Raw genomic sequence first — 11,986 nt, 5'->3', positions numbered from 1 at the left:
CGGGTTTCCTCTCGGGGTACCGGGGTGTCGGGACGTGCGGTGGACCCGGCAGGGTGTCCGGTGCGCGGTCAGGCGGTGGCGCAGACCGCGCCGTTGAGCGAGAAGGACGTCGGCTTGGCGGTGTCACCGGTGTGGCTCGCCTGGAAACCGATGCCGACCGACGCGTTCGGGGCTATGTCGGCGTTGTAGGAGGCGTTGCGCGCGGTCACCTGGCCGGAGGTGGGCGAGTAGGACGCGTTCCACCCGGAGGTGATCGTCTGCCCGCCCGGCAGCGTGAACACCAGCTCCCACCCCGTGTACGGCTGGGTACCGGTGTTGGTGATGACGACCTCCGCGGTCAGGCCGCTGTTCCAGGCGTTGGTCCGGTACTCCACCTGGCAGCGCTGCCCCTGGTGGGTCGTGGTCGTCGTCGGGTTCGGCGTGGTGCCCTGGAACTGGGAGAAGAACTTCCAGACCTCGCCCTTGGTCCACGTCCGGACACCGCTCTCGCAGGCGCAGCCGTCCACCGCGCCCGGCAGGTGCCCGCCGTCGAACGCGGCCCACACCACCGGGTACCCGGCCCGGCAGCCCGAGTACTCGGTGGTGACGTGGGTCTGGCTCCCCGCCGCGGGTTCACGCGGGTTCTGGGACGTGCACCCGTTGTTGCGCACGAACCTGTCGCGCAACGCCCGGCCCTGCGAGATGGCGAGCACCGAGTCGCCGATGCCGTGGATCCCGAGGTAGGCGACGGGTTGCGTGCCTCCGTCGCAGCCGCTGAGCTGCGCGCCCGAGAACACCGCGACCGCCCGGAAGACCGTCGCCCGACCGCACGCGAGCGCGTAGCTCATCCCGCCGCCGTAGCTGAACCCCGTCGCGAAGCGCTGCGTCGTGTCGACGCAGAGGGCGGCCTCGATCCGACTGGTCATGGCGTCGACGAAGGCGACGTCCTCGCCGCCGTTGTTGGGCCACGCGTTGTCGATGCCCTGCGGTGCCACGAGGACGGCGCTGTTGTCGGACAGCTCCTGCTGCCCGTAGTAGGCCCACGGGGTGCCGCTGGTCCCGCCCGAGGCGACCTCGTTCGCCGTGCCGCCCCACCAGTGGAAGGCGAAGATCAGCCGGTACGGCCGGGTGTTGTCGTAGTTCCCCGGCACCCGCAGGATGAAGGTCCGGTTCTTGCCCCCGCTCTGGATCGTCTGCGTGCCGCTCGCCAGACCGGGGGCCTTGCCGCACCCGGCGGTCGTCGCGGCGGTACCGACGGCAGCGCTCGCCCCGGTGTCGGCGACCGCGCCGGTCGCGGCCAGCCCGGCGGCGGCCAGCACCAGGGACACCGCGGCCGCCCACAGGGACTTCTTCCTCGTCATCGGGGACTCCTTCCGTTCGTCGACGTGCCTAGGGCGTCGCGAGCTCGAAGCGCTGCAACGTGACCGCGCCGCCGAGGGCCTGCGTGGCGTGGTTGAAGACGCCGAAGCGGTAGCCCATGAAGAACTGCCAGGCGTTGTTGAGCGTGAATCCGGGTCCGAACGAGGTGAAGTTCACCCCGTCGGTGCTGTAGGAGAACCGCGCCTGCCTGCCCGAGCCCGGACGGATGTCGGCGTTGGCGCGCAACCAGATCCTCGTGGCGGACAGGTCGGCGCTCGCCACCTCGGTGCCGGTGCCGGTCGTCCGCCAGCCGCTGTCCATCGTGAGTCCGTTGACCACGACGACGCGGTTACGACCGTTGTCGCGCTTGACGCCGATCCACGCCGAGGAGTCGCGCAGCACCGCCAGGCCGGTGCGGTCGCCGTCGCGCATGGACGTCAGGTCGAGCGTGGCGGTGCCGGTGGAGGTCGGCCCCTGGACGCGGTGGGTGAGGGTGTTGCGGGCGGAGTACAGGTCGTTGGTGACGGTCGCGGTGGACAGCCGAACACCGTTGCCCACGCTGAACTTGCTCGTGTCGGGGTTGTGGTTCCACTCCCACTGCGGCCCCAGCGCCGTCCCGGTGAAGGTGTCCACCCCGGTCATCGGTTTCACCTGCCGGGGTGGCGCGGGCAGGTTCGGCGTCGGGTAGCTCGCGCCCCAGCCGCCGTTGACGGTGGTGATGCGCGGCCAGCCGTCCGAGGTCCACGTGATCGGCGCGAGCACCGGCACGCGGCCGCCGGGGTAGGCGTCGACGAAGGCCAGGTAGTACCAGTCGCCGTACTGCGTCCGCACCAGGCCGCCCTGGTGCGGCACTCCCCCGCCGGAGATCGGCGTGGGCATGTTCAGCAGCACCTGCTGCACGGTGTACGGCCCGAACGGGCTGGAGGCCTTGAGGACGTACTGGCCGTTGGCCGGTTTGGTCAGCCAGATGTAGTAGCTGCCGTCGCGCTTGTAGAACCGCGCGCCCTCCAGGGTGCCGATGGACGACGGGGTCTGGAACACCTGCTGCGACCGGACCTCGGACTTCCCGTCCGCGGACAGCTGGGCGACGCTGATGGTCGTGTTGCCGTAGGCGACGTACATGGTGTCGTTGTCGTCGACCAGCATGCCCGCGTCGTAGTAGCACTTGTCGATCGTGGACAGCTTCGACCACGTGCCGTCCACGGCGGTGGCGGTGTAGATGTGCGTCTTGGCGAAGTCGACGCAGCCGCCCCAGTAGAACGTCCGGTTGCTCTTGCGGTAGTTGAGGAAGGACGCCCAGATCCCGTTGACGTAGGCGCGGCCGCCGCTCATGTCGTACTTCGCGCCGAAGTCGAGCTTCGGCACCGAGTGGCCCGCGAACTCCCAGTTGACCAGGTCGTAGGAGCGCAGGACCGGCGCGCCGGGCGAGTAGTGCATGGTGGAGGCGGAGTAGTAGTAGGTGTCGTCGACCCGGATGACGTCGATGTCGGCGAAGTCCTGCCACAGCACGGGGTTCGCGAACGTCGAGGCCCGTGCCCCCCTGGTCGACCCGGTGATGTCGCCTCCGGTGCACCTCGTGCCGTCGGAGTCGACTCCGACGGCGGAACCGTTGTGGGACGACGAGCAGCCGGGTGCGGCGTGCACGGGTGGGCTCGTGGCGACACCGCCACCCACCAGAGCGAGGACCGCCACCGCGGCCAGGCCCAGCGTCCACTGGCGTTGACGGGACATCTTCTCCCCTTCCGACGATCGCTAGGCGCGGACCCACTTCTGGTTGTCCTGGCCGTTGCACGTCCACAGGACCAGCCGGGAACCGTTCGCGGTGGCCGCCTGCTCGACGTCCAGGCACTGGCCGGCGCGGGTGTTGCGCAGGGACCCGTCGGAGCCGAGGGTCCACTTCTGGTTGTCCTGGCCGTTGCAGGACCACGTGACCACCCGCGTGCCGTTCGCCGTGCCCTGGTTGGCGGCGTCGAGGCACTTGTCGCCGAACACCCGCACCTCGCCGCCCGCCCACGTGGTCCACAGCTGGTTCGCGGCGGTGTGGCAGTCCCAGATCAGCGTGGCGGCACCCGCGGCCGTGGAGGCGTTGTCGACGTCGAGGCACCGGTTCGACCCGACGCCGCGCAGGCGCGAGGTCGTGTTCGCCGACGGGCTGCCGCCGGAGACCCGGAACGCGGCGACGCCGTGCGCGGGCACGCTCGCCGAGATGGCACCGGACGTGCTCGACGTGCCGCCCGTCCACAGGTCGAGCAGGGTGAACGCGCTGCCGCTCAGGCCGATCTGCGCGGCGGTGGTGGAGATCGTCGCCGTGGCGCTCCCCCGGTTGAACAAGCCCACCGCGACCGAGCCGTCCGACAGGGCTTTGGCGAACACCTCGGCGTTCCCGTCGTCGCGCACGCGGCGGCCACCCGCGCCGAGCGGGTCCTGGTCCACCGCGAGCAGGCGGGGGTTGCGCAGGACCGCGCTGATGTCGGAGGACATGGTGCGGATGTCGTTGCCCGCCATGAGGGGCGCGGCCATCAGCGCCCACAGCGCGAAGTGCGACCGCGACTCGGTGAGCGAGAGACCGGGGCGTCCGACGACGAGCATGTCCGGGTCGTTCCAGTGGCCCGGCCCCGACTGCGCGGCCAGCGGCGCGGTCACGTCCAGGACGTTGCCCACGCCCATCGGGTAGCTGTTCGTGTTGCCGTTCTGCCAGATGTCGAGCAGGTCCTCGGTGGTGCGCCACAGGTCGGCCACCTGGCCCCAGTCGTACTTGTCGCCGGTGATCGCGTGGAAGCTGTTGGGGTTGATGCTGTAGACGATCCCGCGGCCGGTCGCGCGCAGGGCGTCGCGCATGGTCGAGAAGCGGGCGACCTGCTCGTCGCGGCTGCCCGCGCCCGAGCACCAGTCGTACTTGACGTAGTCGACGCCCCAGTCCGCGAACGACCGGGCGTCCTGGGCCTCGTGGCCCTTGCTGCCGGTCGAGCCGGGGTGCGCCCCGCTGGTCTGCGCGCAGGTGCGCTCGTTGGGCACCTGGTAGATGCCGAACCCCAGGCCCTTGCCGTGGATGTAGTCGCCCAGGGCCTTCATGCCGCTCGCGAACTTCGTCGGGTGGGCCCGCAGGTTGCCCGCCGAGTCGCGGTTCGGGTCGAACCAGCAGTCGTCCACGACGACGTACCGGTAGCCCGCGTCCTTCATGCCGGAGGACACGATCGCGTCCGCGGCCTGCCGGATCTGCGTCTCGGTGACGCCGCAGCCGAAGCTGTTCCAGCTGTTCCACCCCAGCGGGGGTGTGAGCGCGGGACTGCCGGGGGCGGCGACCGCGGTCGGCGGTGCGGGCACGGTGGTCGTCAGGACGACCGCCAGCAGGGCCATCACGAGGTGGGCTGGTCGGCGACGTGGTCCGGCGGGCATCGTCTCACCCCTTTCCGGGCAGGCGGGGACATCGCGGTCGGCGGGTGGAGCGGGACCGGTCAGGCGGCGGCGCAGGTGGCGGTGCCCACGGCGGCGGTCCCGGTGCCGGAGGCGATGAAGCCGAACGTGGTGGAGGTGCCCGCGGCGAGCGACCCGTTGTAGTCGACGTTCTTGACGGTGACGGTGCCGCTGCCGGACGCGGTCCCGCCCCAGATCTGGGAGACGGTGTGGCCGTTGGGCAGGGGCAGCCGGACGGTCCACCCGGTCAGGGCCGAGGTGGAGGTGTTGGCGACGGTCACCTCGCCCTGGAACCCGCCGCCCCAGCTGCCCGTGACGCGCGGCGTCGCGGCGCACGCACCGTCCGGGGGAGGCTCCTGCGTGCCGTCGCCGATGCTGCCGGGCACCGACAGCAGGGCGTTGTACCAGGTGGTGGCCATCTTGGCGTAGCCCGCGGCGTTGGGGTGGATGCCGTCGGGCAGGTCGGAGACCGACACCGACGGGTACATGTCGACCAGGTGGACCTTCTTGCCCGCGGCGGCCTTCGCCCGCACGATCGACGTGACGGCCGCGTTGAAGGTGCGCACGGTCTGGTCGGCGAAGCTGATCGGGATGATCGTCGCGACGAACACGTCGGCTCCGGGCGCCTGGGCGGTGATCCGGTCGACCAGCGTGCCGAGCCGGTTCGGCGCGCCACCGGGGTCGCTGCCGTACATGTCGTTGGTGCCGATGTGCAGCAGGACCGTCCGCGGGGTGGAGGTCCGCAGCCAGGAGACGACGTTGGCGTCGACCTGGGCGATGGTCCAGCCGGGATGGCCCTCGTGGTCGCGGTCGGGCATGGAGCTGGGGCCGTCGGCGAGGGAGCCGACGAAGTCGACCGCGCGACCGCTCGACCGGAGCTTCGAGCCGAGGTCGAGGCGGTAGCCGCCGATCGACCCGCCCTGGGTGATGGAGTCGCCGAGCGGCATGATCCGCACCGGGTCGGCCTGCGCGCCGACGTCCTGCCGCACCGGCGGTGTCGCCTCCGCGATGACGGGCGCCGCGGCGAGCACCACCGCGGTCACGACTCCGAAAAGCAGCGTCCTCATGCGAGGCCCTTCTGGGTGTGGGATCGGCTCACGGGCGCGCGTCGGCGCTCCGGCGGGCGGACGCGCCACCGGATCGCGGACGGGGAACGGGAATGGGAAGGGCGCGCTACCGGGCGCCGGATCTCCGGCGACCCGCCATCGCCGCAACGGCGTGCCGAACGCGGGCGAATGGCACTCGTGCTCGTCGCATCGGAATCCTCATCGTCATCGTCGACGGCGGCCGACTGACGGGCGTCCGGCCGAGGTGGGGTTTAGCGGCGATCCCTGTGGAGCAATGTATCCAGGGTGGCGGAAGGGCGTCAAAGCTAAATGTGGGCGGCGATTTAGCCGTGGCGGAAATGGCGGTACCACGGTGCCGCGGCGGCCCGTCCGTTCCACCGCGCCGGGTGGAACGGACGGGCCGCCGCGGCGAACCCGTGACCGGCGGTCAACCCGTGGCGCGGTGGTGGACCAGCGGGGCGACGAGCCGTCCGACCGACCTCCCGTGGTGCACGGGCATGGGCACGCGGTGCACCGCCGCGGTGCTCGGCGGCCTGCCCCGGCGCTCGGCGACCGCGAACAGCACCTCGACCGCCTTGGCCCCGAGCTGGCGGTGCGGGAGGGCGACGGTGGTCAGCCTCGGCCGCAGCCACGAGGCGATGGGGTGGTCGTCGAACGACATCACCGACACGTCCTCCGGCACGGACAGCGATGCGTCGGCGAGCGCCTGGTACGCGCCGAAGGCCAGGTGGTCGTTGAGGCACAGCAGGGCCGACGGCGTCGTGCGGCGCAGCAGGTCGCGGGTGAGGTCGTAGCCGTTCTCGGGGCTCCAGTCCGCGCAGCACCGCCCTCCGGCCACCGCGACGCCCGCGGCGTCGAACACCTCGCGGACGCCGACCAGGCGTTCCACGGCGGCGATGCTGTTCGGGGGGACCTGGCCGGGACCGGGGCCCGCTCCGATCAGGTGCACCCCCTCGCGGTGTCCGGCCTCCACGAGGACGCGGGCGGCGGAACGGCCAGCCTGCACCTCGTCGGGCAGCACCGACGGCACGGCGGACGGGTGGGTGGGCAGCGCGTTGAGGAGCACGGCAGGCCCCTCGCCCAGCCCGCTGGGAACGACGACCCTCCTGGTGCGCATGGAGGCCAGGACGATGCCGTCCACCCGGTGGTCGCGCATCGCCTCGACCAGCGAGCGCTCGGTCGCGGGGTCACCACCGCTCGCGCCGGTGAACAGCACGAAGCCGCGCGCGCCCGCCGCCTCCACCGCGCCCGTCACCATGTCGCCCGCCGGCATCGAGGGCGCGGTGGAGTCCGAGATGAGACCGATGGTCCGGGTACGCCCTCGGCGCGGGGCGCCCGAGGCGGTGCCGCGCCGGTACCCCAGCTCCTCCGCGGCCGATCGCACCCTGTGCTCGGCGGCGTGGGAGATGCGCAGGTCCCTGCCGCGACCGGTCAGCACCAAGGACGCGGTCGTGGGGGACACACCACTCGCCTTGGCCACATCTGCCAGCGTCACGCGTTGTCGTGCCAACGCAATCCTCCGTCTCGACGGCTGTCAACCGAATCAACGGATATGGGTACCCGGCAGGACACCCGTTGAATGATCTGATACTAACACCGATTAACTCGCTGGAAACATCGGGGAATTACCGTTCACACCTCCGCGATAAAACGTTTCAACATCATGAGAATACAATTCACCCCATTTTGCTCCCCTGTCGACTCCCCTTTCCTCGGCCACGGCGACGCGGGTCAGCGCTCCAGGCGACCGGGGTCGCCCACGGCGGCGCGGCGCACCAGCCAGGCCTGGGTGATGTGGGTGGACATGGCCTCGGAGGCACCCTCCCGGTCGTGGGCCGCGATGCGTTCGAAGACGCGCCGGTGCCCGCGGTTGGACGCCTTGCACAGCTCCACCCCGCTCACGCCCATGTAGTCGGCCGAGTTGACGACCTGCCTCTCCAACGACCGCACCACGCCGCGGGCGATGCGGTTCCCCGACGCGCGCATGATCGTGTCGTGGAAGGCCCGGTCGTGCTCGTGGTAGGCGTCGAGGTCGTGGACGAGCCGGTCCATCCGGTCCACGAGGGCGCCCAACCGGTCGACGGTCTCCTCGTCGGCCGTGTGCGCGGCGACGTGGGCCATGTCGGACTCCAGCAGCCTGCGCGTCACCACGACGTCGTCGAGGATGGCCAGGCTCTCGTCCTCGGCGATGACGGCGGCGAGCACCAGCTCGTCGAGCATGTTCCACGACACCGGCGGGGTGACCGTGGTGCCCGCGCCCTGGCGGACCTGGACGAGCCCCTTCTCCTGCAAGACCTTCACCGCTTCGCGGACCACCGTCCGGCTCACCGAGAACAGCTCGCCGAGCACGGGTTCGGGCGGGAGGACGGAGCCGGGAGGGTGGTCGCCGCGGACGACGCGCCGGACCAGCTCGGCCGTGACCGCCTTGGCCAGGTTGGTCGGCCGTCGAGCCCAGTCGGGGCTCGCGGTCGGCTGCGGGCTGGTCGCCGTCATCGTCCCTCCGGTGCACCGTCGGACCACCCACTATGGCACGCGAAGGGCATACGTAACACCGTTGACGTCAGACGTCCTACGACCCGCCCCGGCCGCCGGGGTCACCACCCGGCTGTCGTCGGCTCCCACCTGCTCCGACACCTTCCCCGCACGGGCAGCCGAGAGCCTGAGGCCATTTCCGATAGCTAAAATTGTTAGCGCTAACTTTAGCCGAATTTCCAATTGAGACAGAAGCGGATCACCGCTGTAGTCCTTTTAAGTGGCATCTGGGAGCGCTCCCGGTTTTTAGTGGGCCATTGGGACCAACATCGCCGCCACCAGCGGGATCCCGCCTTGTGAACGCAAACATCCGCTGCGACACTTCTGCTCGCACGTTTCCCCCGCGACCCTGCGCGCGGTCACCCGTCACAACCATCACCGCCCGGTCGGTCCGGGCGGTCTTCGGAAAGCGTGGAAGATGGAACTGACATCGAGGTCGGTATCCCGAACGGCGATCGTGTCGACGGCCCTCGCGGCCGCGCTCGGCGCGACCCTGCTCGTCACCACCGCCGCCAACGCGGCGACCACCCTCGGCGGCGCCGCCGCCCAGACCGGCCGGTACTTCGGCGCGGCCATCGCGGCGGGCAAGCTCGGCGACTCGACCTACGTGAACATCCTCAACCGGGAGTTCTCGATGGTCACCGCCGAGAACGAGATGAAGTGGGACGCCACCGAGCCCAATCGCGGGCAGTTCAACTACACCAACGGCGACCGCGTCCTCAACCAGGCGTTGAACAACGGCAAGCGGGTGCGCGGCCACGCACTGCTGTGGCACCAGCAGCAGCCCGGCTGGGCTCAGGGGCTCAGCGGCTCGACGCTGCGCAGCGCGGCGATCAACCACGTCACGCAGGTCGCCACCCACTACCGGGGCAAGGTCTACGCCTGGGACGTGGTCAACGAGGCCTTCGCCGACGGTAGTTCCGGTGGTCGTCGCGACTCGAACCTCCAGCGCACCGGCAACGACTGGATCGAGGCCGCGTTCCGCGCCGCGCGGGCGGCCGACCCCGGTGCCAAGCTCTGCTACAACGACTACAACACCGACGGCATCAACGCGAAGTCCACCGGCGTCTACAACATGGTGCGCGACTTCAAGTCCCGCGGCGTGCCGATCGACTGCGTCGGGCTGCAGTCCCACCTCACCAACTCCCCGCCCGGCGACTACCAGGCCAACATCCAGCGCTTCGCCGACCTCGGCGTGGACGTGCAGATCACCGAGCTCGATATCGCGGGGTCCAACCAGGCCAACGGTTTCGCCGCGGTGACCAAGGCCTGCCTGGCCGTCGCGCGCTGCACCGGCATCACGGTGTGGGGCATCCGCGACAGCGACTCGTGGCGCACCGGGGAGAACCCGCTGCTGTTCGACGGCTCCGGCAACAAGAAGGCCGCCTACACCTCGGTCCTCAACGCCCTCAACGCGGGCGGGACGACCGTGCCGGGCGGCGATCCCGGCACCACGACCACGACGACGACCACCACGACCACTCCGCCCGACCCCGGTTCCGGTGACTGCACCGCGTCGGTGTCGCTGAACGCCTGGAACGGCGGCTTCGTCGCCACGGTCAAGGTCGCCGCGGGCTCGTCCGCGCTGAACGGCTGGAAGGTGACCACCTCGCTGCCGTCCGGCACCACCGTCACCGGCTCCTGGAGCGCGTCCCGCAGCGGTGACACCGGCACGGTGACCTGGAGCAACGTCGACTACAACGGGTCCGTCGCGGCGGGCGGGTCCACCGAGTTCGGCTTCCAGGGCACCGGGAGCGGCGACGGGCTGTCGCCGACCTGCGCGGCCGCCTGACCGCCGGGGCGCCCGGAGCGGTCCGCCCCCGGCGCCCCGGCTCCACCACTGCCAGGGAGACGACGATGACCTCTTCCGCGTTGAGCCGTCCCAGGGCGCGGTCGGCCGCGCTGCTGGGCCTGGCGCTGGTCGCGGCCGCGGTGAACGCGGTCGCGGCACCGGTGCCCGCCAAGGCCGACAACCCGATCGTGCAGCACGTCTACACCGCCGACCCGGCACCGCTGGTGCACGACGGGCGGGTGTACCTCTACACAGGACACGACGAGGACGGCTCCACCTACTTCACCATGAAGGAGTGGCGCGTCTGGTCGTCCGCCGACATGGTGAACTGGACCGACCACGGCTCCCCCATGGACGTCGGCACCTTCAGCTGGGCCAGCAAGGACGCTTGGGCGGGCCAAGCCGTCGAGCGCGGCGGCAAGTTCTACTGGTACGTCCCCGTCGTCAACCGGGCCACCGGCCGGATGGCCATCGGCGTGGGCGTCGCGGACAGCCCGACCGGCCCGTTCCGCGACGCCCTCGGCCACCCGCTCGTGGAGAACGGCGAGATCGACCCGACCGTGATGATCGACGACAGCGGTCAGGCCTTCCTGTACTGGGGCAACCCGAACCTCTGGTACGTCAAGCTCAACAACGACATGATCTCCTACTCCGGGAGCGCCACGAAGATCCCGCTCACGACCTCGGGCTTCGGCACCCGCACCGGTGACGCCAACCGGCCCACCCTCTACGAGGAGGGGCCCTGGGTCTACAAGCGCAACGGGCTGTACTACAACGTCTTCGCGGCCAAGTGCTGCTCGGAGTTCATCGCCTACTCCACGGCGACGGGGCCGACCGGGCCGTGGACCTACCGCGGCACCGTCATGCCCACGCAGGGCGGCAGCTTCACCAACCACGCGGGCGTCGTCGACTTCAAGGGCGGCTCGTACTTCTTCTACCACAACGGCGCGCTGCCCGGCGGGGGCGGTTACACCCGCTCGGTCGCCGTCGAGAAGTTCTCCTACAACGCCGACGGCTCGATCCCCACCCTGTCCATGACCACCGGCGGTCCACCGCCCGCCGACACCCTGGACCCCTACGTCCGCCAGGAGGCCGAGACCATCGCCTGGGGCTCGGGTGTCGAGACCGAGCGCTCGTCCGAGGGCGGCATGAACGTCGGCTACGTGGAGAACGGCGACAACCTCAAGGTGCGCAACGTCGCGTTCGGCAACGGCGCGACGACGTTCACCGCCCGCGTCTCCTCCACCGTGTCGGGTTCCGCCGTGGAGGTCCGCACGGGCGGCGCCACCGGGACCGTCGTCGGCCGGTGCGCCGTCCCCAACACCGGCGGGTGGCAGACCTGGACCACCGTGTCCTGCCCCGTCAGCGGCCTGTCCGGCACCCGCGACCTGTACCTGCGGTTCAGCGGCGGCAGCGGCTACCTGCTCAACGTCGACTGGTGGCGGTTCGGCACCTCCGCGACCAGCTCCGCGGTGCGGGTGGTTCCGCCACCGCGCCGATCGACGTGACCTGCTCGTCGTCCTGCCCGTCGGATTCCACCGTCCCCGAAGGACGGTCGACGTCCCCCTGACGCCGAGCCCACCTGGAGAACGCGGTGATGAGGCAGCTCGCGCCCCTGTTCGCCGCCGTCCTGGCGGTGGCGCTGGCCACCCTGCTGCTGGTGGCGGTCCAGCTCACCTAGGCCCCGACAGGCGGAGCACCGGGGTCCGCACTCCCGAGTGGACGGACGCCGCCGGCCACCACGCCGCCCGCTCCCCCTTCGGCGGCGTGGTGGCCGCGCCGGACCCCCTGCGTCCCGGCGTGGCGTGGCGGAGGACCCGGCGTGCCGGGCCCTCCGCCACGG

General features: G+C 71.0%; 8 protein-coding genes. 2 read left to right on the top strand and 6 right to left on the bottom strand.

The annotated features are described in order from the left end of the window. Positions 1 to 68 precede the first annotated feature (68 nt). The 6 genes from CLV43_RS33570 to CLV43_RS33545 all read right to left on the bottom strand — a co-directional run bounded on the left by CLV43_RS33570 (position 69) and on the right by CLV43_RS33545 (position 8,312). The gene (locus CLV43_RS33570) at positions 69 to 1,340 is read right to left on the bottom strand and encodes a CE1 family esterase (protein ID WP_106192339.1); all 1,272 of its coding nucleotides are present in this window, start codon (positions 1,338 to 1,340) and stop codon (positions 69 to 71) included. A gap of 28 nt (positions 1,341 to 1,368) precedes the next feature. Further along, the gene (locus tag CLV43_RS33565; protein ID WP_245887165.1) at positions 1,369 to 3,069 is read right to left on the bottom strand and encodes a glycoside hydrolase family 43 protein; all 1,701 of its coding nucleotides are present in this window, start codon (positions 3,067 to 3,069) and stop codon (positions 1,369 to 1,371) included. Positions 3,070 to 3,090: 21 nt separating this feature from the next. Next, a complete protein-coding gene (locus tag CLV43_RS33560) occupies positions 3,091 to 4,734 on the bottom strand; it encodes a glycoside hydrolase family 27 protein (protein WP_106192337.1) in 1,644 nt (547 codons plus the stop codon). 59 nt (positions 4,735 to 4,793) lie between these two features. After that, the gene (locus CLV43_RS33555) at positions 4,794 to 5,819 is read right to left on the bottom strand and encodes a cellulose binding domain-containing protein (RefSeq protein WP_106192335.1); all 1,026 of its coding nucleotides are present in this window, start codon (positions 5,817 to 5,819) and stop codon (positions 4,794 to 4,796) included. A 427-nt stretch (positions 5,820 to 6,246) separates the two neighbouring features. Continuing rightward, positions 6,247 to 7,314 carry a LacI family DNA-binding transcriptional regulator gene (locus CLV43_RS33550; protein WP_211304682.1) on the bottom strand — a complete coding sequence of 356 codons (1,068 nt, stop codon included), beginning with the start codon at positions 7,312 to 7,314 and terminating at the stop codon, positions 6,247 to 6,249. A 236-nt stretch (positions 7,315 to 7,550) separates the two neighbouring features. Continuing rightward, complete coding sequence (locus CLV43_RS33545; RefSeq protein ID WP_106192332.1) at positions 7,551 to 8,312, bottom strand: FadR/GntR family transcriptional regulator; 762 nt, start codon at positions 8,310 to 8,312, stop codon at positions 7,551 to 7,553. Between the two features lie 457 nt (positions 8,313 to 8,769). Between CLV43_RS33545 and CLV43_RS33540 the strand changes: the two genes are divergently transcribed. Beyond that, positions 8,770 to 10,143: a glycoside hydrolase family 10 protein gene (locus CLV43_RS33540; protein WP_106192331.1), complete on the top strand. Its 1,374-nt coding sequence runs from the start codon at positions 8,770 to 8,772 to the stop codon at positions 10,141 to 10,143. Positions 10,144 to 10,208: 65 nt separating this feature from the next. Further along, positions 10,209 to 11,651 carry a glycoside hydrolase family 43 protein gene (locus CLV43_RS33535; RefSeq protein WP_106192329.1) on the top strand — a complete coding sequence of 481 codons (1,443 nt, stop codon included), beginning with the start codon at positions 10,209 to 10,211 and terminating at the stop codon, positions 11,649 to 11,651. The last annotated feature ends 335 nt before the right edge of the window (positions 11,652 to 11,986 follow it).

This window comes from Umezawaea tangerina, assembly GCF_003002815.1.
GTDB classification, from domain to species: Bacteria; Actinomycetota; Actinomycetes; order Mycobacteriales; family Pseudonocardiaceae; genus Umezawaea; species Umezawaea tangerina.
The sequence above is the reverse complement of the archived record's forward strand: the minus strand, read 5'-3'. Positions and strand labels throughout refer to the sequence as shown.